The 20,940-nt window shown below is 74.6% G+C and carries 19 protein-coding genes; 13 read left to right on the top strand and 6 right to left on the bottom strand.

The genetic code is table 11. The annotated features are described in order from the left end of the window. Positions 1 to 123: 123 nt before the first annotated feature. Positions 124 to 2,208: a carboxypeptidase regulatory-like domain-containing protein gene (locus EDF47_RS02040; RefSeq protein WP_133936622.1), complete on the bottom strand. Its 2,085-nt coding sequence runs from the start codon at positions 2,206 to 2,208 to the stop codon at positions 124 to 126. Positions 2,209 to 2,323: 115 nt separating this feature from the next. Beyond that, the gene (locus EDF47_RS02035) at positions 2,324 to 2,797 is read right to left on the bottom strand and encodes an NUDIX domain-containing protein (RefSeq protein ID WP_243648778.1); all 474 of its coding nucleotides are present in this window, start codon (positions 2,795 to 2,797) and stop codon (positions 2,324 to 2,326) included. A gap of 185 nt (positions 2,798 to 2,982) precedes the next feature. Between EDF47_RS02035 and EDF47_RS02030 the strand changes: the two genes are divergently transcribed. Continuing rightward, the gene (locus tag EDF47_RS02030; RefSeq protein WP_131880070.1) at positions 2,983 to 3,879 is read left to right on the top strand and encodes a universal stress protein; all 897 of its coding nucleotides are present in this window, start codon (positions 2,983 to 2,985) and stop codon (positions 3,877 to 3,879) included. Here the strand turns inward: EDF47_RS02030 and EDF47_RS02025 are convergent. The 3 genes from EDF47_RS02025 to EDF47_RS02015 form a co-directional block, all read right to left on the bottom strand. Next, positions 3,827 to 4,753, bottom strand: coding sequence for an SGNH/GDSL hydrolase family protein (locus EDF47_RS02025; RefSeq protein WP_165932376.1), 927 nt, complete (start codon positions 4,751 to 4,753; stop codon positions 3,827 to 3,829). The genes EDF47_RS02030 and EDF47_RS02025 overlap by 53 nt on opposite strands. Before the next feature lie 152 nt (positions 4,754 to 4,905). Next, on the bottom strand, positions 4,906 to 5,262 hold the full coding sequence (locus EDF47_RS02020) for a PRC-barrel domain-containing protein (RefSeq protein ID WP_111084060.1): 357 nt from the start codon (positions 5,260 to 5,262) through the stop codon (positions 4,906 to 4,908). A gap of 50 nt (positions 5,263 to 5,312) precedes the next feature. Next, positions 5,313 to 6,305: a glycosyltransferase family 9 protein gene (locus EDF47_RS02015; RefSeq protein ID WP_133936623.1), complete on the bottom strand. Its 993-nt coding sequence runs from the start codon at positions 6,303 to 6,305 to the stop codon at positions 5,313 to 5,315. A 100-nt stretch (positions 6,306 to 6,405) separates the two neighbouring features. Between EDF47_RS02015 and EDF47_RS02010 the strand changes: the two genes are divergently transcribed. From EDF47_RS02010 to EDF47_RS01980, 7 genes are read left to right on the top strand one after another with little or no spacing between them, the layout of a single operon-like run. Next, positions 6,406 to 6,972 (top strand): HAD family hydrolase, encoded by a 567-nt coding sequence (locus EDF47_RS02010; RefSeq protein WP_133936624.1) that lies wholly within the window; start codon positions 6,406 to 6,408, stop codon positions 6,970 to 6,972. Then, complete coding sequence (locus EDF47_RS02005) at positions 6,969 to 8,045, top strand: glycosyltransferase family 9 protein (RefSeq protein ID WP_243833987.1); 1,077 nt, start codon at positions 6,969 to 6,971, stop codon at positions 8,043 to 8,045. Before EDF47_RS02010 ends, EDF47_RS02005 begins: the two co-directional genes overlap by 4 nt. 53 nt (positions 8,046 to 8,098) lie before the next feature. Then, the gene (locus EDF47_RS02000) at positions 8,099 to 9,148 is read left to right on the top strand and encodes a glycosyltransferase (protein WP_133936625.1); all 1,050 of its coding nucleotides are present in this window, start codon (positions 8,099 to 8,101) and stop codon (positions 9,146 to 9,148) included. Further along, entirely contained in the window at positions 9,145 to 10,503 is a 1,359-nt protein-coding gene (locus EDF47_RS01995) for a glycosyltransferase (protein WP_133936626.1), read from the top strand. Before EDF47_RS02000 ends, EDF47_RS01995 begins: the two co-directional genes overlap by 4 nt. After that, positions 10,500 to 11,120, top strand: coding sequence for an SIS domain-containing protein (locus EDF47_RS01990; RefSeq protein WP_131880059.1), 621 nt, complete (start codon positions 10,500 to 10,502; stop codon positions 11,118 to 11,120). The genes EDF47_RS01995 and EDF47_RS01990 overlap by 4 nt, the downstream gene beginning before the upstream one ends. Positions 11,121 to 11,164: 44 nt before the next feature. Further along, the gene (locus tag EDF47_RS01985; protein WP_131880231.1) at positions 11,165 to 12,577 is read left to right on the top strand and encodes a PfkB family carbohydrate kinase; all 1,413 of its coding nucleotides are present in this window, start codon (positions 11,165 to 11,167) and stop codon (positions 12,575 to 12,577) included. A 35-nt stretch (positions 12,578 to 12,612) separates the two neighbouring features. Further along, positions 12,613 to 13,317: an SDR family oxidoreductase gene (locus tag EDF47_RS01980; protein ID WP_131880057.1), complete on the top strand. Its 705-nt coding sequence runs from the start codon at positions 12,613 to 12,615 to the stop codon at positions 13,315 to 13,317. Positions 13,318 to 13,831: 514 nt separating this feature from the next. Here EDF47_RS01980 and EDF47_RS01975 read toward each other — a convergent pair. Continuing rightward, positions 13,832 to 14,929 (bottom strand): glycosyltransferase family 9 protein, encoded by a 1,098-nt coding sequence (locus tag EDF47_RS01975; protein WP_131880055.1) that lies wholly within the window; start codon positions 14,927 to 14,929, stop codon positions 13,832 to 13,834. A 145-nt stretch (positions 14,930 to 15,074) separates the two neighbouring features. Between EDF47_RS01975 and EDF47_RS01970 the strand changes: the two genes are divergently transcribed. The 5 genes from EDF47_RS01970 to EDF47_RS01950 all read left to right on the top strand — a co-directional run bounded on the left by EDF47_RS01970 (position 15,075) and on the right by EDF47_RS01950 (position 20,822). Further along, positions 15,075 to 16,490: an aldehyde dehydrogenase family protein gene (locus tag EDF47_RS01970; protein WP_131880053.1), complete on the top strand. Its 1,416-nt coding sequence runs from the start codon at positions 15,075 to 15,077 to the stop codon at positions 16,488 to 16,490. Continuing rightward, a complete protein-coding gene (gene rfaE2 / locus EDF47_RS01965; protein WP_131880051.1) occupies positions 16,487 to 18,082 on the top strand; it encodes a D-glycero-beta-D-manno-heptose 1-phosphate adenylyltransferase in 1,596 nt (531 codons plus the stop codon). Before EDF47_RS01970 ends, rfaE2 begins: the two co-directional genes overlap by 4 nt. Positions 18,083 to 18,175: 93 nt before the next feature. Beyond that, the gene (locus tag EDF47_RS01960) at positions 18,176 to 18,949 is read left to right on the top strand and encodes a VTT domain-containing protein (RefSeq protein WP_131880049.1); all 774 of its coding nucleotides are present in this window, start codon (positions 18,176 to 18,178) and stop codon (positions 18,947 to 18,949) included. Continuing rightward, a complete protein-coding gene (locus EDF47_RS01955; RefSeq protein WP_131880047.1) occupies positions 18,946 to 20,163 on the top strand; it encodes a histidine kinase in 1,218 nt (405 codons plus the stop codon). The genes EDF47_RS01960 and EDF47_RS01955 overlap by 4 nt, the downstream gene beginning before the upstream one ends. Then, on the top strand, positions 20,160 to 20,822 hold the full coding sequence (locus tag EDF47_RS01950; RefSeq protein ID WP_123292794.1) for a response regulator transcription factor: 663 nt from the start codon (positions 20,160 to 20,162) through the stop codon (positions 20,820 to 20,822). Before EDF47_RS01955 ends, EDF47_RS01950 begins: the two co-directional genes overlap by 4 nt. Positions 20,823 to 20,940 lie beyond the last annotated feature (118 nt).

The raw sequence follows: 20,940 nt of genomic DNA, 5'->3' as shown, positions 1-20,940 counted from the left end.
CAGATTTCGGAACCTCGGGGGTGGGGCGGCGGCGTGTCGCGGGCGACGGCGGGGCCTCGGGTCGTGCACCAACGACGAAGGGCGGGCCGGCATCGCGCCGGGCCCGCCCCTCGTCGTGACCGATCAGTCCTGCAGGTGGCTCCGGCGACGGTTGCGCACCGCGCGGTAGGTCAGCAGCGCCGCACCGAGCAGCACGAGCACCCCGGCCGCGATGAGCCCGGGCTTCAGGTCCGCACCGGTGTAGGCCAGCGTCCCGCCGTCACCGACGTCACCCGAACCAGCGGCCGGCGCGTTGCCCGATCCTCCGGCAGCCGGCACGGTCGGCACCGCGGTCGGCGAGTTGCTCGGCGTCGGTGCACTGGGCGACGGCGACGGAACCGGGGTCACCGCGGCCTCGACCACGAAGGCGAGCGGGGTCGCAGCGCCGTCCTCGGGCGTGACGACGGTCACCGGGGTGGCGCCGTCGACGTCGACCGTGATCGTGTACTCGGTCGTCGGCTGCAGGTCGACCAGGTCGAACGCGCCGTCGGAGTCGGTGGCCACGGTCACCGGCGGGCCGGCTTCCGGGTCGGTCGGCGTCGCGACGACGTCCACGCCGGCGACCGGGTCGCCGTTCGTGTCGACCACGGTGCCGGGCTGGTCGGTCGTGATGACCTCGGGCGCGGCGGCGGACGTGAACGGCAGGTCCGACGTGACGCTGGTGCCCGCGACCGCGGCGATGCCGGTGTTCGCGGTGTCACCGGTGGCACCCGCAGCGGGGACCACCGTGCGGGCCGTGTAGGTACCGGCGGACGTGGCGAACGTGTAGCGGCCGTCGGCGTCGGTGGTGTCCGATCCGACGACGGCGCCGCTCTCGTCGAGGAGCTCGACGACCACGCCGGCGGGCACGGGCGTCCCGTCGAGGGAGACGACGCCGGTGATCGTCGCGATCACGGCGGGCGGGGCGACGATCGGCTCCGGCTCGACCGGTGCTGCATCGGCGTCACCGGTGGTGATCGACACGGGCGGCTCGTCGGCGACGGAGACGTCCAGCTCGGTGCCGGCGGGCAGGTCGGAACCGGTGTAGACGCCGTCGCTGTTCGTCGTGGTGTCGACCAGCGTGTCGCCGGTGTCCGGGTCGGTGATGACGACCGGGACGTTCGAGACCGGGTTGCCGTCGTCGTCGGTCACCGTCCCGATGACGGACGTCGTGTCGTCCGGCGACGTGAACGCGAAGTCGGCGGTCTTGTCGACGCCACCTGGTGTGCCGGCGACGGCGAGCGAGACACCCGTCACCGTGGCGTCACCGTCAGCACCAGCGGGCGGGGTGATCTCGACGCGGTAGTTCGCGATCACCGGCAACTGCGGGAACACGTAGTTGCCGTCGGCGTCGGTGGTCGTCGTGTAGACGGTGCCGCGGGGTGCGGTCACGGTGACGGTGGCTCCCGGGATCGGCGTGCCGTCGAGGGTCGCGGTGCCGCTGATCGCCGCGGTGCGGTTGGCGAACCAGGTCTGGTACACCGGGAACCCGCTGCGCTGCTGGTACGTGATGGTCAGGCTCGTCAGCGACGCGGTCGGCGTGAACCAGGCCGAGGCGCCCGCGGTGTCCGACGCGGCGGCGTTGCCGGTCAGCGTACGCGTGGCGGCGTCCCAGGTCGGCTGGTCCTTGCCGGTGGTGCCGTCGGGGTCGGGGGTGCACGACCAGCCGCCGGCCGTCGGAGCAGCCGAGCACGAGTTGTAGGAGCCCTGGTACCCGAGCTGCTCGGCGGTCGCGGCACCACCGCCGGCCACCGTGGCGGAGATCGTCGCCTGGTCGGCGTCGATGTCCCCGAGGACGAACGACCAGCTCTGCGCGCCGGGCGTCGCGCCGTCGAACGTGTAGGTGGTGGTCGAGGCCGAGTCCCCGTTGGGACGATCAGCCTGGGGCCGCTGGTTCATGTACGTCTGCGCACGACTCGTGCCGTAGACCCCACCGACCGGCGTCCCCGCGGACTGCCACGTCGACGCCCCGCTGATCACGGTCGACTGCCGCGAGTTCGAGGTGAACGTCGTGGCGGGGAACCCGGGCAACGTCATCGTGCCCGTGTACGCCTTCGACGCCCCGCTCAGGGTGAACGTGCCCCAGTTGCCCGCGGGCTCCGCCGAGGCGCTCGTCGCGCCGCCGATCGCGAGTCCTGCTCCGAGCGCGAGGGCGGTGAACCCTGCTGTGACCGTGCGCCAGCGCCGCATGTGTACTCCCCTGGTGGTCGCGCCGGCCCACCCGACACCCGGTCAGGTTATCCACGCCCCGTGACCCTGTCCGCACCGTCACCACATCGTGACTCACCCGCAACGGGCGATGCGCTCACCGGGCCGCATCCGGCCCATCGAGCAGTGCATCCACCGCGGCGACCTGGCCCGCGACGAGCAGCTCCCGCGCCTCGGCGACCGGCACCCACCGGGCGTCGTCGACCTCCGGCACGTCGACGAACCGTCCTGAACCGCGTGGCAGCTCGAGCCGGACGGTGTTGCTCCGCACGACGACGACCTCGAACGCCGGGGCCGGGGCGGCGAACACCCGGACGCGCTTGCCCGAGGCCTGCCGGAACTCGCCCAGGTCCGTGACGTCGTCGGCGGCCACGGGTGCGGGGACCCCGATCTCCTCACCGAACTCACGCAGGGCCGTCTCGAGCGGGTCCTCGCCGGGTTCGACGAGTCCCTTCGGGACCGACCAGGCACGTGGCCGGCTCCGCCAGAACGGCCCGCCCATGTGCGCGACGAAGACCTCCGGCCCGGCCGGACCGGTCCGGTGCAGCAACAGTCCGGCGCTCACCACCACGCCTGCGAGACTACGCGGCGTCGGACGGGAGGCCCGGCTCACGTCCGCCGCTCGCGGTCACCACCGCGCACGGCCGGTTCCACCGCTGCGCACGGTCGGTTCCACCGCCCCCGACCGGAGTACCGTGTGGCGCACGGAGCGCCAGGTGACGCCCCCGAAGCCTGCGACGGAGGAGGCCGATCGGGATGGACGAGCGATGGACGACGGTGACGTTGGCCGCCGATGCGGCGATGCCCCACGACGAGGCCCTGCGGTGGATCGTGGCCCGCGCCGACGCCGGTGTCGAGCGGCTGCGGATCATCGGCGCCGACCACGCGCTGGAGGGCCGGACGCCGGTCGCCGACCAGCTCGCCGAGGCCGCGCGGACCGCTCTGCCCGGTGTGGCGGTCGAGGTGCACCGGCACGCGGGCCCGTTCGCCGCAGCCCTGGTCGAGGAGTCGGACGGCGGCGACCTGCTCGTGATCGGGAGCTTCCGCCACCGGCGCGGATCGACGGCCGGCGGTGACCCGGCGCGGGTCGCCGAGCGTGCTGCCGTCCCGACCGTGGTCGTGCCGGAGGGTCCGCACCCGATCGACGGTGACGTGGTGCTCGCGGTGGAGGACCCGATCGACGAACGTGCGGTGTCGATCGCCGTCGACGAGGCCGTCCGGCGGAACCGACGGCTGACGCTGCTGCGCGCGTGGGAGATGCCCGTGCTCACCCGGACCGGGCTGACCGACTTCGCCGAGGACCCGCTCCGGTGGCGTACGAGCAACGCCGAACTGCTGCAGCGGGTGACGTCCGTGCTGGCCGCACGGTACCCGTCACTCCGCCTCCGTCCGCTGCTGGTCGAGGGCCACCCGGGTCACGCGATCGCCTCGCACACCCGCCGGGCGTCGCTGGTGGTGCTCGGTCGCGGGCACGTGCGCGCGCTCTCGGGCTCGTTGCTCCACGACGTCGTGCGCGAGACCGCCGCCCCGGTCTGCGTGGTCCCGCCGGCGGCGCACCCGGACAGCCGAGCGGCCACGGCGACCGAGACCGCCGGTGGGATCAGCCGGCGAGGGCGCGGATCGCGGCGGCCATCCGCGCGGTCAGGTACGTGACGCCGCGCTCGTTCGGGTGCAGGGCGCCGGCCTTCAGGTCGATCTTCCGCAGGTCGCCGGAACCAGTGAGGGTCACACCGGCCACGTAGCGCTTCGACGCGGCGCACGGCGAGTGGTCCTGCGTGCTCGCGAAGACGTCGACGAACCGCACCCCGGCGGCGGCGGCAGCGGACCGGGAGACCTCGTTGAGCTCGTCCTGGACACCGTGCAGGTACTCGACGTCGGTGTCCGTGAAGGGGTAGGTGTCCGACGGGAACGAGCCCGCCAGGGTGCCGAGGTCGAGTGCCGACCGGAAGCAGCCCTTCGCGGGGGTGTCCTCGGCGTCCGGGAAGATCGCCGGGTACCCGAGGAACACGACGACGGCGTTCGGGGCGGCCCGCTGCACCGCGCCGAGTGTGTCGGCGATGCCGAGTGCCACGCGCGACTGGATCTTCACGGCGAGCTGGTCGACGCCGTCCTGCACGAGGGTGCTCTCGCACGACGGGGCGTCGCGGCCAGAGAACACCGGGCCGTTCGCGGAGATCGCCAGGCACGAGGCCGCCGTGCCGAACAGGTCGGCGTCGTTGCCGCCGATCGTCAGGGTCACCAGTCGGGTGCGGTCGGACAACGACTCGATCTGCGGCGGGACGCCCTTGAACTGGTGGCCCGTGGTGACGTCGTCGCTCGTCGCGCCGGCGCACGTGACGTCGGTCAGGGTGAGCCCGAACTGCGCCGCGAGCCGGTGCGGGTAGTCGCGCGCCGACTGCACGCAGGCGTTCGTGGGCAGCCCGGTGCGGTCCCTCAGGCCGTACCCGGCCGAGTAGGAGTCGCCGAGCGCCACGTACTCACTGCCCGGCGGGATCGCGTCGAGCGTCTCGGTGGGGTCGGCGGTCACGGGGTACGGCTCGGGCACCGGCCACATCGGCGCCGCGGAGGCCGGCGGCGCGCCGACGGACCCGCCGAGGCCCGCCGCCACGAGACAGACGGCGCCGACCACCGCCAGGGCAGTGCGCAGTGGTCGGCGGGCGATCCGGAGCAGTCCCGGCCTCAGCGGCGTCCGAGACGACGCTCGCCGCCGCTGCCCGTGCGGTACTCGAGGCCGTAGTGCTGGAACAGCTCGGGCTCGGTCGCGGCGTCGAGTTCACCGTCGGTCGCGATGGAGGGCGCGTCCTTCACGAGCTTCTTCGGGAAGGTCACGCGCAGGTGCTTCGGTGCGACGGTCGCCCCGACGAGGGGGACGAACACGAGCTTCTGGAAGCCGACCATCCCGGTCGTGAGCGCACCGAACGCCGGCTCGGACGTGGCGGTGTCGTAGTAGATGCTCTCGAGCGTCCCGACCTTGTCCTCGGCCTCGTCGACGACCGGCAGGCCGATCCAGTCACGGATGTTGGCGGCTTCGAACACGAAGGACTCCTTCCGAGTGCCCGGTGGGTCCGGGTGGCTCTCGGTCGACGCTACCGGTCGGTCGCCTGTGCGGTCACCCCGAGCACGTCGAGCCGGTCCACCGCGGCGAGCACGTCGGCCGCGCCGACCGCCAGGATCGCCGGGTCGGGGTCCTCGGCGAAGACGTCGCCGCGCCGGACCGAGGCATCGGTGAGGACGATGTGCGGACCCGATGCGGGCGGTCCCCAGGCCTCCGGCGGCGCCGGTCCGAAGAGCACCACCGACGGCACGCCGTAGGCGGTCGCGAGGTGCGCCGCACCGGTGTCGACGGTGACGACGAGCCGCGCCGCGGCGATGACGCCCGCGAACTCCTGCAGCTCCAGGGAGCCGGCCAGGACCGCCCCCGGCGCCAGGCCGGCTGCGTCCGCGACGGCACGTGCACGGGCGACGTCGTCCGCGCCTCCCGTCAGGACCACGTCGGCACCGCGCTCCCGCAGTCCGCGCACCACGTCGGCGAAGCGGTCCGTGGGCCAGTGCCGCGCCCCGTGGAAGGCACCGACGTGGACGACCGCGGCGTCGGCGACCACGGGCGGTGCCGCCGGGCGGTCGACGGCCACGTCGTCGGCGTCGGCGGGGACGCCGTGCCAGGTGAGCAGGTCTGCCCAGCGGTCGCGTTCGTGCACGTCCGTCGGCCACTCGGGACCGTCGTGTCCGTGGGTCGGGTCGGCGTGCCCGATGACCCGACGGGGCTGCAGGGCGGCGATCAGGTCGGACGACTCGGGGCCGGCGCCGTGCAGGTTCACCGCGACGTCGACCGTGCCGGCGGGAAAGATGATCGGGTGGTCGAGGCCGTGCTGCGCCAGGTGGACGTCCACGGCGGGGACGAGCTCGACGACGGGCGCCAGCCACGCCGTCGTCGCGAGGGTGATGCGGTGGTCGGGGAAGGCCCGTCGCAGGGCGCGGAGCGCGGGGACGGCGACCAGGAGGTCGCCGAGCTTGATGGCGCGCAGGACGACGAGTTCCGGGCGTCCGTCGGCGGCGGGCAGGGTCTCGAGTGCGGTCACGGGCGCGACGGTAGGCGGTGCCCGCTGGTGGCGTCGGCAGCGGGCGCGTTCCCCGGCTGTCCTGAGCCGGCACGCGGCCGCCGACCGGTACTCCGGTGCCATGCCCCTCGCACCGGACCGCGCGATCCGCGGCCTGCTCTTCGACCGCGACGACACCCTCGTCGTGGACGTCCCGTACAACGCCGACCCGCGCCTGGTGGTGCCCGTCCCCGGTGCCCGTCGTGCCGTGGAGCGGGCTCGTGCAGCCGGGCTGCTGCTCGGCGTGGTCACGAACCAGTCCGTGATCGCGAAGGGCCTCGCGACGCGCGAGCAGGTCGACGCGACGAACGCCCGCGTGGACGCGCTCGTCGGGCCGTTCGACGTCTGGTGCGTCTGCCCGCACGACGCCGGCGACGACTGCGCGTGCCGGAAGCCGCGGCCGGGCATGGTCCTCGACGCCGCCGAGCGACTCGGGGTCCCGCCGGAGGCGCTCGTGCTGGTCGGCGACATCGGCGCCGACGTGCAGGCGGCGCGGGCCGCAGGGGCGCAGGGCGTGCTCGTGCCGACCCCGCGCACGCGGCCCGAGGAGGTCGACGACGCCGAGACCGTCGCGGCGACCCTCGCCGAGGCCGTCGCCCTGGTGATCGCCGCGGCCGGACCGTCGACCGTCGAGACGGACCGCACGTGAGCCGTCCCCGCGTCCTGGTGGCGCGCCTCGACTCGTTCGGCGACGTCCTGGTCGCCGGCCCCGCCGTCCGCGCCGTCGCCGCCGGGGCCTCGCACGTCACGATGCTGTGCGGGCCGCAGGGCGCCCCGGCCGCCGAGCTGCTGCCCGGCGTGGACCGCGTCCGGGTGTGGGCAGCGCCCTGGGTCACCGAGACGGCGCGGCCGATCGACGACGCCGTGCTCGCCGAGTTCCGCGCGCTCGTCGCCGAGGAGCGACCCGACGAAGCGGTCGTCCTCACCTCGTTCCACCAGTCGCCGCTGCCCCTGGCGCTGCTCCTGCGCCTCGCCGGTGTCCCCCGCGTCTCCGGGGCCTCGGTCGACCACCCGGGGGCGCTCCTCGACGTCCGCCTGCGACCCGGCGAGGACCTGCCCGAGGACATCCCAGAACCCGAGCGTGCGCTGCGGATCGCCGACGCGGCCGGGTTCCGGCTGCCGCCGGAGGACGACGGGAGGCTCGTGGTGCGTCACGACGCCGTCGCACCCCGGTCCGTGGCCGGGCTGGGACGGTACGTGGTCGTGCACCCCGGCGCCAGCGTCCCCGCCCGGTCGTGGCCGGCATCGCACCACCGGGAGCTCGTCGCCGCGTACGCCGAGCGTGGCGTGCCCGTCGTCGTCACCGGCTCGCCCGGGGAACGCGACCTGACCGCGGCCGTCGCCGGTGCCACCGGCATCGACCTCGGCGGTCGGACCACGCCCGCCGAGCTCGCTGCGGTCCTGGCCGGTGCGGAGGTCGTCGTCGTCGGCAACACCGGGCCGGCGCACCTCGCCGCGGCGGTCGGCGCACCGATCGTCAGCCTCTTCTCACCCGTCGTCCCCGCCGTCCGGTGGGCACCGTACGCACCGCTGGTCGAACTGCTCGGGGACCAGGCCGCGCCGTGCCGGCTCAGCCGGGCCCGGGAGTGCCCCGTCGCGGGGCACCCGTGCCTGTCCACGGTGCGCATCGAGGACGTGCTCGCGGCCCACGAACGGCTGCTCGACCGCGCTTCGCGGATGGAACCGAGAAGTCTGCGGAGCGCGCCAGAAGGTGCTGCGTAGCGTCCGCCACTGCTCCCCCTTCTGCTCGTGCCCGACCGACCGAAAGGCTCCGCATGCGCATCCTCGTCTGGCACGTGCACGGCGGCTGGATGGACGCGTTCGTCCGCGGCCCGCACGAGTACCTGATCCCCACCACGCCGGCGCGCGACGCCTGGGGCCTTGGTCGTGGCGGGCGCGCCTGGCCGGCGTCGGCGATCGAGATCGACCCCGCCGACGTCGCCGACGCCGAGGTCGAGGTGGTCGTCCTGCAACGCACCGAGGAACTCGACGCGGCGAAGCGCCTGCTCGCCGGACGCGACGTGCCGATCGTCTTCGTCGAGCACAACGCGCCCCGCGTCGACGTGCCGAACAGCCTGCACCCGTTCCGCGACCGCGACGACCTGACCATCGCGCACGTCACGCACTGGAACGCGCTCATGTGGGACTGCGGCACCACGCGCACCACGGTCGTCGAACACGGCGTCGTCGACCCCGGCCCGCGCTACACCGGCTCGCTCGACCGCCTCGGCGTCGTCATCAACGAGCCCGTCCGTCGGGACCGCGTCGTCGGCACCGACCTGCTCCCCCGCTTCGCGGCCGTGGCACCCGTCGACGTCTGGGGCATGGGCACCGAACGGCTGCCCGAGCTCGGCTTCGGGGACGCCGTGGTCGCCCGCGGTGACGTGCCCTCGGACCCGATGCACACGGCCCTCGCCGAACGCCGCGCGTACGTCCACCCGAACCGGTGGACCTCGCTCGGCCTGTCGCTCCTCGAGGCGATGCACCTGGCGATGCCGGTGCTGGTGCTCGCGACGACGGACGCGGCCCGCACGGTGCCGGGCGAGGCCGGCGCGATCGCGACGGACGTCGAGGAGCTGGTGCGGGCCTCCCGGATCCTCGTCGAGGACCCCGACGAGGCGCGCCGACGGGGTGCCGTGGCGCGGGAGGCCGTGCTCGCACGGCATGCGCTCGGCCGCTTCACCGCCGACTGGGACGACCTGCTCGACGACGCCGTGACCCGCGGCGCCCGGCGCGACCGGGCGGCGTCGGCCCCGACTTCGGCCACGACTTCGGCCGCGACTTCGGCCACGACTTCGGCCACGTTCGAGGGGAGCCTTCGATGAAGATCGCGATGGTGTCGGAGCACGCGAGCCCGCTCGCCGTGCTCGGCGGCGTCGACGCCGGTGGACAGAACGTCCACGTGGCCGAACTGTCCGGGGCGCTCGCGGACCGCGGGCACCAGGTGACCGTCTACACCCGGCGTGACGACGCATCCGCGCCGGTCCGGGTGCCGCTGCGACCCGGGGTCGACGTCGTGCACGTCGACGCCGGTCCGGCGCGGCACGTGCCGAAGGACGAGCTGTTCCCCTTCATGGGGACGTTCGCGTCGGTGCTCGCCGCGGAGTGGTTCGTGGACCGGCCCGACGTCGTGCACGCCCACTTCTGGATGTCCGGGCACGCGGCACTCGACGCCGTCGCGCAGGTGCAGGCCCGGACCGGCGGCACCCGCATCGCCGTCGCGCAGACCTTCCACGCGCTCGGCGTCGTGAAGCGTCGGCACCAGGGCTCGGCCGACACGAGTCCCGCCGAGCGCGAGTGGCTCGAACCGGCCGTCGGACGGAGCGCCGACCAGGTCGTCGCGACGTGCTCCGACGAGGCCTTCGAGCTCAAGGCCCTCGGCGTCCCCCTGCAGCGCATCTCCGTCGTGCCGTGCGGCGTCGACGTGGCGCTGTTCCGCCCCGACGGACCCGTCGAGGAGCGCGGCCGTCCGCAGCGGGTGCTCACCGTGTCGCGGCTGGTCCGGCGCAAGGGCGTCGGCACGACCATCGCCGCACTCGCCGCCCTGGTCGCCGAGGGGCGCGACGTCGAACTCGTGGTCGTCGGCGGTGCCGGTGTCGCCGGGGCCGACCTGGTGGACGACCCCGAGTACCAGCGGCTCGACGCCCTCGCCCGGTCGCTCGGGATCCGTGACCACGTGACCTTCCGCGGACAGCTGGCGCAGCACGAGATGCCCGCCGTGTACCGGAGCGCCGACGTCGTGGTCTGCGCACCCTGGTACGAGCCGTTCGGCATCGTCCCGCTCGAGGCGATGGCCTGCGGTCGACCCGTCGTCGCGTCGAGTGTCGGTGGGCTCATCGACACCGTCGTCGAGGACGGCACGGGCCTGCACGTCCCGCCGCGCGACGAGGCCGAGGTCGCCGCTGCCGTCGGCGCCCTGCTCGACGACCCGGACCGCCGCGGATCCCTCGGCCGGGCCGGCCGTGCACGCGCGGAGTCGCGGTACACGTGGCAGAAGGTGGCCGCGGACAGCGAGCGCGTGTACGAGCGGCTGCTGGCCGGTGCCGTCGCCGTGGCCGCGCCGACCACCACGGCGGGCACACCGCAGCGCGCCGCCACGGCGGGCGCACCGCAGCGCGCCGCCACCCACGCCGGACGGGTCCCGCGTGCCGCACAGCAGACCGAGAGGACCGCCCGATGACCATCGACCAGCAGCCCGGCATCGACGAGCACACCACCGCGAGTGCGCGCATCGTGCTCGACCACGTCGCCGCCTCGGTCCCCGTGATCGCCTCGCTCGTCGACCACCACGACCACATCGCCGCCTGGGCCGACGACATCGCGGCCCGACTCGTCGCAGGTCGGCGCCTGCTCGCTGCGGGCAACGGCGGGTCGGCCGCCGAGGCGCAGCACCTGACCTCGGAGCTGACCGGACGCTTCGACGGCGACCGCCCCGCCTACTCCGCGATCTCGCTGCACGCGGAGACCTCGGCCGTCACGGCGATCGGCAACGACTACGGCTTCGACGAGGTCTTCGCCCGACAGGTGTCGGCGCACGCACGGGCGGGTGACGTCGTCGTGCTGCTGTCGACGAGCGGCAGGAGCCCGAACCTGCTCCGCGCCGCGGAGGCCGCCCGTGCCGTCGGCGCCCGGACGATCGCCATGACCGGGCCCCGGCCGAACCCCCTGGCCGAGGCCGTGGACGACGCGATCTGCATCGCTGGGCAGTCCGCCAACGTGCAGGAGGCGCAGCTCGTGCTCGTGCACGCCCTGTGCCGGGCGATGGAGCCCGCTCTGCGCCGCGGGGTCCGGCGATGACGCCGCAGCGACCGGCCGCGCAGCACCCTGCGGATCGTCGTCGCCTGCGGATCGTCGTCGTCGGCGACACGTTGCTCGACGTCGACGTGGCCGGCACCAGCGATCGGCTCAGCCCGGACGCACCCGTGCCCGTCGTCGACGTCACGACCGACGACCGCCGCGCCGGGGGTGCCGGACTCGTCGCCACGATGCTGGTGCGCGACGGACACGACGTCACCCTGGTCACCGTCCTGGGCGACGACAGTCGTGCGCAGGAGCTCCGCGACCTGCTCCCCGACGTCACCGTGGTCGCCGGGCCCTCCGGCGCCCCGACGCCGGTGAAGACCCGCGTGCGCGTCGTCGACCACGCGCTGGTCCGCATCGACGAGGGCTGTGCGACCCCGCCCGTGCCCGAGGCCACCGACGCCATGACGGCCGCCCTCGACGACGCCGACGCGATCGTCGTCGCCGACTACGGCCGCGGGGTCGCCGCCGCTCCGGCGCTGCGGGAGGCCCTCGCACGCGTCGCCGAGCACACCCCCGTGGTCTGGGACCCGCACCCGAAGGGCGCCGCACCCGTGCCCGGCATCACCGTGGCCACCCCGAACGCCGCCGAGGCCCGCCGGTTCACCGACGTCGAGGGCCACGGCGTGCCCGTCGCCACCGTGCCCTTCGCCACCGTGCCCTTCGCCACCGTGCCCTTCGCGACCGTGGCCGCGGCGGCCCTCGTCGAGCAGTGGGGTGTCGGTGCCGTCGCGGTGACGCTCGGCGACCGCGGAGCACTCCTCGCTGACGACCGTTCGGACAGCCGCTTCGTGCCGGCACCCTCCGTCACCGCCGGCGACCCGTGCGGCGCCGGGGACCGGTTGGCGGCCGGTGTCGCCGTGGCACTGGCCGGTGGAGCGGACGTCCCTGGAGCCGTCGCCGCCGGCGTGGTCGCGGCCTCCGAGTACCTGGCCGCCGGCGGCGTCACCGCGCTCTTCGCCGACGACGGCCCTGCGCCGCTGCGGGTACCGGGCGCCGACCGCGACGCGCTGCGCACCGTGCACGAGGTCCGGAGCGCCGGCGGCACCGTCGTCGCGACCGGCGGCTGCTTCGACCTGCTGCACGCCGGGCACGCCCGCACCCTGTCGGCCGCGCGGGCACTCGGCGACTGCCTGGTCGTGTGCCTCAACTCGGACAGTTCGGTCCGCGCGCTCAAGGGTCCGGAACGGCCGATCATGACCCAGGACGACCGCGTCGAACTGCTGCTCGCCCTGGACTGCGTCGACGCCGTCGTGGTGTTCGACGAGCACACCCCCGACGAGGCACTCCGCCGGTTCCGCCCGGACGTCTGGGCGAAGGGCGGCGACTACACCGCGAGCGAGCTGCCCGAGGCCGCAACCCTCGCCGAGTGGGGCGGACGAGTCGTCACCGTCCCGTTCCACCCCGGCCGCTCGACGACCCGCCTGGCTGCAGCCCTCGAACACGTCGGCTGAACCCGACGGACCCACGCCCCTACGGAAGGAAGTCCATGCCCGTCCCCACCACCCCCATCGGCCGCGTCCTCGTCACCGGCGGCGCCTCCGGACTCGGCGCGGCGGTCGTCGCCGCGGTCGTCGAGGCCGGCGGCACCCCGATCGTCCTCGACCTGCGCGTCGACGCGGTGTCCGAGGGCATCGACGCCGTGGCCGTCGACGTGTCGGACACCGACGCGGTCGAGCAGGCGGTCCGCCAGGCGGCCGACCGTCACGACGGACTCGACGCGGTCGTGACCGCCGCGGGGATCGACACCCCGGCACCGATCGACGCGATCTCGTCCGGCAACTGGGAGAAGATCGTCGCGGTCAACCTCATCGGCACCGCCTCGGTCGTCCGCGCCGCACTGCCCGCCCTCGAGGCAGCGCACGGACGTGTGGTCACGATCTCGTCGTCGCTCGCCCTGCGCGGCGTCGGCGACGGCACCGCGTACTCGGCGTCGAAGTTCGGCGTCCGCGGTTTCTCGCAGGCCCTGGCCGCCGAGACCGCCGGCCGCATCGGTGTCACCAACGTGATCCCGGCCGGCATGCGCACGAACTTCTTCGCCGACCGCACCGAGCAGTACAAACCGGGTCCGGACGCGCAGCTCATCGAGCCCGAGTACGTCGCGAACGCGATCCTCTTCGCGTTGTCGCAGCCGGCCGGCTGCGAGATCCGGGAGCTGTCGATCATGCCCGCGACGGAGCCGAGCTGGCCGTAGGCGCTCGCTGCGCGCCGCGCCGCTGCCAGGCGCGTTGGTCGTCGCCACGGTGCGGCCGGGAGGCGCGGTGCCGGTCGTGCGCCGGGCTTCCCGTCCGTCGGTCTTGTCACGTTGCCTGCGCGGTGCGGCGTGCGCCAACTGGTGCGGGGTTGACGGCGTGGTGCGCGCCTGTGGCGCCGCACTCAGCGGTCAACGGCGCACGGGGTGGGGACGTGCGCACGGTGCGGACGGGAGGCGCGGTGCCGGTCATGCGCCGGGCCTCCCGTCCGTCGGTCTTGTCACGTTGCCTGCGCGGTGCGGCTTGCGTCGTCTGGTGCGGGGTTGACGACGTGGTGCGCGCTTGCAGCGCCGCACGCAGCGGTCAACCGCGCACAGGGTGGGGACCTGCGCACGGTGCGGCTTGCGTTGCCTGGTGCGGGGTTGACGGCGTGGTGCGCGCTTGCAGCGCAGCACGCAGCGGTCAACCGCGCACGGGGTGGGGACGTGCGCACGGTGCGGTCAGACGGTGCCGCGGTCAGACGGTGCGGAGCAGGTCGGCGACGTCGTCGAGGACCAGTTGCGGGTCGATCTCGTCGACGTAGGACGGGTCGTGCGCGCAGCGCTCGGCCGTCCACCCCACCTGCGTGACGTCGATCCCGCAGACCGGGCAGCGCGTGACGAAGGACAGGTGCACGCGGTGGCGCCCGCGGTCGAAGGGCCCGGCGTTGACGACGTTGCCGAACCAGAACACGCCGACCGTGGGGGTCCCGACGGCGACCGCCAGGTGCCGCGGGCCGGAGTCGTCGCCGACCATGACGTCGGCGGCGGCGAGCACGGCGGGGAGCTCGCGGAGCGGCACGGCGGCGGTCAGGTCGTGCACGCGTCCGGCGAGGTCGGCGGGCAGCGCGTCGACGATGGCGGTCGACGCCTGCACGTCGGACGCATCGCCGACGAGCACCACGTCGTCCCCGGCGGCGAGCCGGACACGGGCGACCTCGGCGAAGCGCGAGGGGCTCCAGCGCCGGCGCGGGTCGGTCGCTCCGGGGTGGATCGCCAGGAGCCGGGTGCCGTCCCCGGCGACCCCGAGCCGCTCGCGGACCGCCGCCCGCTCGTCGTCGGACACGTGCACCCGCGGATCGAGCGTGACGGGGGCGGCCCCCGCGAGCGACACGACCTCGAGGGCACGCAGGACCTCGTGCTGGTAGTACACGTAGCGCACCCAGCGCTCGAGGACCTCGGCGTCCTCGGTCGCGGTGCCGACGGTGTGCCGGGCGCCGAGCCGGAGCAGGAACGGGTTCGAGTTGCGACCCCCACCGTGCAGCTGCACCGCGAGGTCGAACCGGCCGGACAGCCGCGCGAAGAAGTCCTCGGCATCAGGAGCGTCGTCGCCGGCGTCGCGGACACCCGGCGCGACCGGGAGTTCCTCGAAGGCGTGCACGGCGTCGGTCCGACCGCCCAGGACGGCTGCCGCGGCGGGCGTGCCGAGGAGGGTGGTGCGCGCGTCTGGGTAGGCCGCGGCGAGGGCTTCGAGGGCGGGCACGGCGAACATCAGGTCGCCGAGGCCCCCGCCGCGGAGCACCGCGATCTCGGTCACGCCGTCGAACCGTTCTCCGCCCACACCGATCTGCTGCACGTCTCTCGTCTACCGGTCGGGTGCCTGAGGGACGTCCAGCACCGGGCGGCGGACGGCCACCGATGGACACGAAGCGCGGAGTCGAGTCGGCACACAGCGGTGTCCGAGCACCGTCTGACCCCCGCCCGCCCTCCGGAAGGACACCATGACGATCGCACCCGCTGCTGCCGACGCCGCCACGGACCTGGTGGTGACCGACCCCGTCGACGGGACGGTCGCGTCGACCGTGCCCCGTGCCTCCGAAGCCGAGGTCCGCGATGCGGTCGCCCGCGCCCGGGCCTCTACCGGCGCCTGGGCGCGCACCGCCCCGGCCGAGCGCGGGGCGCTTCTCCACGCGGCGGCCGAGCACGTGCGCGCGCACGCCCAGGAGCTCGCCGACCTGAACACCCGCGAGACCGGCAAGGTGCCGGGTGACGCACTCGGTGGGGTCGAGGCCGGCGTCGGAACGCTCGTGCAGTACGCCGAGCTCGGACCGGTGCACCGCGGCGAGGCGCTGCGCGGGCAGTTCGGGGCCGCCGATTGGGCCGTCCCACACTCCCGCGGGGTCGTCCTCGCGCTGACGCCGTGGAACGACCCGGTCGCCGTGGCCTGCGGGATCCTCGGTGCCGCGATCGTCACCGGCAACACCGTGGTGCACAAGGGCAGCGAGCGGTCCCCCGCCACCATCGCACGCCTGAACGCACTGCTCGCCGAGGTCCTGCCCGACGGCGTGCTCGTCGGCGTGGACGGGGACGGGTCCACCGGCGAGCTGTTGCTCGCCCAGGAGGGCATCGACGCGTACGCGCACGTCGGGTCCACCGCGACCGGTGACCGGCTGTCCGAGGTCGCCGTCGCGACCCGAGCCCACGTGGTCCGTGAGAACGGCGGGAACGACGCGGTCGTCGTCGATGCCGACGTCGACCCGGCGTGGGCGGCCGCCCAGGTGGCGCTCGGCGCGTTCGCCAACACCGGGCAGATCTGCACCAGCGTCGAGCGCGTCTACGTGCACCGTGACGTCGCCGAGCCCTTCGTCGCCGCCCTCGTGGCCGAGGCGGAGCGGCGCACCGCCGCACCCGCGACGACCTACGGTCCGCTGGTCGACGACCGGCTGCGCAGCACCGTGCAGGCGCACGTCGACGACGCCCTGCAGCGCGGTGCCTCGGCGCGGACCGGTGGGGTCACCCCGGACGGCGTCGGATCCTTCTACCCGGCGACCGTGCTCACCGGGTGCACCGACGACATGCTCGTGATGACCGAGGAGACGTTCGGGCCGATCGCGCCGGTCCGCGTCGTGGCCGACTTCGACGAGGGGCTCCGGCTCGCCGCCGCCGACCGCTACGGCCTGGCCGCCACCGTCCTGACGAACGACACCGGCCACGCCCTGCGCGCCGCCGCGGAGCTGCCGGTCGGCACCGTCAAGGTCAACGCGGTGTTCGGTGGTGCGCCGGGCGGCAGTGCCCAGCCACGAGGAGCCTCGGGAGCGGGTTTCGGGTACGGCCCGCACCTGCTCGACGAGATGACCACCACCACGGTCGTGCACCTCGAGCCTGCCCCCGCACGCACCGTCGGCGGCACACGATGAGCGTCGACGTCCGGCTCGTCCGCGACCTGGTCGCCACGATCGACGACCGCGAACCGCTCGTCGTCGTGATCGGCGACTGCATCCTCGACCGGTGGACCGTGGGCGAGGCCGAGCGGGTCTCACGCGAGGCACCGGCACCGGTCGTCCGGGTCACCGGGACCATCGCGGTGCCCGGCGGGGCGGCGAACACCGCGGTGAACGCCCGCGCGCTCGGCGCCCGCGTCCGGATCGTCGGACTCATCGGCGACGACGAGGCCGGTGACGTCCTGCGCGAACGGCTCGAGACCGCGGGCGTCGACACCGCGTTCCTGGTCGAGATCGCCGGTGCGCGCACCACCACGAAGTCCCGCGTGGTCGGTGGCGACCGGGTCGTGGTGCGGGTCGACGACCTGGCCGGCACACCGACCGCCGACCACAACGAACGGCTGGCACGTGCCGTCGCCCGAGCCGTCCGCTGCGCCGACGCCGCGGTCGTCTGCGACTACGGACTCGGCGTCCGTGCCGAGGACGTCGTCCCGGTGCTCGACCGCGACCGCCCTGGGTCGATCGTCGTCGACGCGCACGACCTGCCCCGCTGGGCGTCGTTGCGACCCGACCTCGTCACGCCGAACGCCGGCGAGGCCGCAGCACTGCTCGGACGCGACCTCGGGACCGGCGCCGACCGGGTGGCCGCCGTCCTGGGCGCACGCGCCGACGTCCTCGCCCGGACCGGTGCCCGCGCGGCCGTCGTCACGCTCGACCGCGACGGCACCGTGCTGCTCGAGCGCAGCACGGACGAGGGTTTCCGCACCCGTGCGGTGCCGGCCTCGGAGCAGCAGGCGTCCGGAGCCGGGGACACGTTCTGCGCCGCCGCGACGGTGGCGCTCGCGGTCGACGCGTCCGTCCGCGACGCCGTGTCCGTTGCGCAGGCCGCCGCCGACGTCGTCGTCCGCGAGGCCGGTACGTCGGTGTGCAGCGCCGCCGCCCTGCTCGACTCGGTGTCGGCACCGGCAGCCACCGTCGTCGACCACGACGAACTCGCGGCCGCCGTCGAACAGGCCCGTCAGGCCGGTCGGCGCGTGGTGTTCACGAACGGCTGCTTCGACGTCGTGCACCGTGGGCACACGACGTACCTGCGCCAGGCCCGGGACCTCGGTGACCTGCTCGTCGTGGCGCTGAACGACGACGACTCGGTGCGACGGCTGAAGGGCCCGGAACGCCCGATCAACCCTGCCGAGGACCGCGCCGGGGTGATCGCCGCCCTGGCCTGCGTCGACCTGGTGACGGTGTTCGCGACCGACACCCCGATCCCGCTCATCGAACGGCTGCGCCCCGAGGTCTACGTCAAGGGCGGTGACTACTCACCCGAGATGCTCCGCGAGACGGCGGTCGTGCGCGGGTACGGCGGTGAGGTGGTCATGGTCGACTACGTCCCCGAGCACTCCACGACGGCCGTTGTCCGGCGCATCCGCGAAGCCGCGGCCGCATCGGCCGGGTCGGCGAAGCCACCCGCGGCGTCGGCCGGGTCCGCGGTGCCAGCCGCCGCGACCACCGCGACCGCAGCCGCGACCGACCCCGAGGGGACCACGCACGGAAAGGTCATACCGCAGTAGGGGGTCGTCGAGACCCCGGCGGGATGGCAGCGCTCCCGGCGCTCCGTAGCGTCGAACCCGTCGACGAGGTCCGTCGGCGGAGGGAGCGTCGCCGTGTTCGACCAGATCACCCCGTTCGTCGTCGAGTTGGCCGCGAGTCCGCTCGTCTACGTCGTGCTCGTCGCCCTGTGCTTCGTCGACGGCTTCTTCCCGCCGGTCCCGAGCGAGTCCGCGCTCGTAGCCGTCGCCGCCATCGCCGCGACGTCCGGCCAGCCCGTCCTGGCCGGGGTCCTGGTGGCCGCCGCGGTGGGTGCGATCGCGGGTGACTCGGTGGCGTACTGGATCGGCCGTCGGATCGGACTCGCCCGCCTGGCGCAGTCCCGACGGCCGCGGATCGCCGCGGCGTTCGCGTTCGCCGAACGGCAGATGCAGCGCCGGTCCGCGAGCCTGATCCTGGTCGGCCGGTACATCCCCGTCGGCCGGGTCGCGGTGAACATGACCGCCGGCGCGATCCGGCTGCCCTACCGTCGCTTCCTCGCCATCAGCGCGATCGCCGGGACGGCGTGGTCCGCGACCTCGGTCGGGATCGCCCTGGCCGCGTCGCAGGTGCTGCACGAGCCGCTCGTCGCCGCCCTGGTGTCGATGGTGGTCGCGGGCGGCCTCGGCATCGCGGTCGACCGGGTGATCGGTAGCATCAGCCGCAGGCGCGACACCCGTGCCGCCCGAGCGGCCGCCGCGATCGTCCCCACGACCGGCGTCCCCACGACCGACGTCCCCACGACCGACGTGCCCGCGACCGACGTGCCCACCGCGAGCACAGCACCCGTCACGCACGCCCCGTCCGCCACACCCCGAATCGTCCCCACCGGAGAGATCGTCCGACCGTGACCACCGCCCTGCTCCGCCCGCGACCGACCTGGCTGCCGCTGGCGACCCGGATCGCTCTCGTGGTCGCCGTGGTGTCCCTGTTCAGCGTCGCCGCCCCGGTGACCTCGGTCTACTACGCCGTCGCGGTCCCGCTCTCCCTGCTCGTGTCGGCGGTGCTCGCGGTCAGCATCGGCATCGCCCCGTTCGTCCCCCGCACCGCCGCCGCCGCCCACCTCGTCGGACTCGTCGTGCTCGGCCTGCTCACCGCCCCGGTCGAGACGAGCCCGTGGCCGATCCCGGTCACCGGCATCATCGGCCTGAGCGTCCTGCTCGTCGTGCTCGGGGTCCGCTCGACCTGGCGGCTGACCGCGATCGTGTGGGCCGTCGCCGCCGTGCTCCCCCTGCTGCTCGTCGCCGTGACGCCGGGCCGCTGGGACCAGCCCGCCGTGTGGGCGACGAGCTTCGTCGTGTCCGCCGGCGACACGCTCCTGGTCGCCGCGGCCGCCGTCGTCATCGGGCAGCGCCGCAGCATCCGCCAGGAGCTCGTCGCCGCCCGCCGCGACGCCGAGCTCGAGCAGGCCCGGCGCCGAACGGTCGAGGAACGCTCCCGCATCGCCCGCGAGCTGCACGACGTCGTCGCGCACAGCATGTCCGTCGTGCACATGCAGGCGGAGTCGGCCCCGTACCGTGTGGCCGACCTGCCGCAGGAGGCCCGCGCCGAGTTCGCCGCGATCGCCGAGACCTCGCGTACCGCGCTGCGCGAGATGCGCCAGCTGCTCGGCACCCTGCGCGGGGACACCGCCGCCGAGCGCGCACCGCAGCCGGACCTCGCCGACCTGCCCGCGCTCGTGCAGGCCACGCGCGCCGCCGGCATCCCGGTGGAGCTCGACGTCGACGTCGCCGACGACGTCGACCGGCTCGCACAGCTCACCGTCTACCGGGTCGTGCAGGAGGCGCTCGGCAACGTCGCCCGGCACGCGCCCGGCGCGTCCACCGTCGTGACGGTCAGGAGGCACGGCTCGCGTCTCCGGGTGGACGTCGCCAACACCGCTCCACCCGCTGGCACCGTGCCGGCCGCACCGCCCGACGACGGTGGCTTCGGCCTGGCCGGGATGCGCGAGCGGGTGACGGCGCTCGACGGCACGATCGACCACGGCCCCGTGGCGGACGGCGGCTTCACGGTCGTGGTGACCCTGCCCGTCCGCGTACCGGCGGGCGACGGGGGAAGCCGATGACGCGGGTGATGGTGGTGGACGACCAGCAGATGTTCCGCATGGGACTGCGGGCGATCCTCCAGGCCCAGGACGACGTCGAGGTCGTCGGCGAGGCCGCGAACGGTGCCGAGGCGGTGGTCGCGGCGATCCGGCTGCAGCCGGACGTGATCCTGATGGACGTCCGGATGCCGGAACTCGACGGGATCGAGGCGACCCGACGGATCACGGCGGCGCCGACGGACCGACCCGTCCGCGTGGTCATGCTGACGACGTTCGACATCGACGACTACGTGTTCGACGCCCTGCGGGCCGGGGCCAGCGGCTTCCTGCTCAAGGACGCGAGCGCCGACGAGCTCGTCGCGGCGGTGCGCACGGTGGCCGCGGGCGAGGCGCTGCTCGCGCCGCGCGTGACCCGGCACCTGGTCGAGGCGTTCGTCGCCGGACCGGTCACCGCCGCTCCGCGCACCGAGGTGCTCGACGTCCTGACCGACCGGGAGCGCGACGTGTTCCTGCTCATGGCGCGCGGGCGGTCGAACGGCGAGATCGCGGGCGACCTGTTCATCGCGGAGCAGACCGTCAAGACCCACGTGGGGCGGGTGCTGGCGAAGTTGCAGTTGCGCGACCGGGTGCACGCCGTGGTGCTGGCGTACGAGGCCGGTCTGGTCCGCCCGTCCGCCTGACGCGCCGCCGCCGTCCGCCGGGCCCCCGTCCGCCGCGCCGCTCACGTCCCCCGAGGTTCCGAAATCTGCACATCTCGCGCGCCGAAACGTCGGTCCGTGGAATCTCGGCGTCGCGTCA

The sequence above is a fragment of the Curtobacterium sp. PhB190 genome, assembly GCF_004365385.1.
Classification (GTDB): Bacteria; Actinomycetota; Actinomycetes; order Actinomycetales; family Microbacteriaceae; genus Curtobacterium.
Note: the sequence above shows the minus strand (reverse complement) of the source record. Positions and strands in the feature narration are given on the sequence as shown.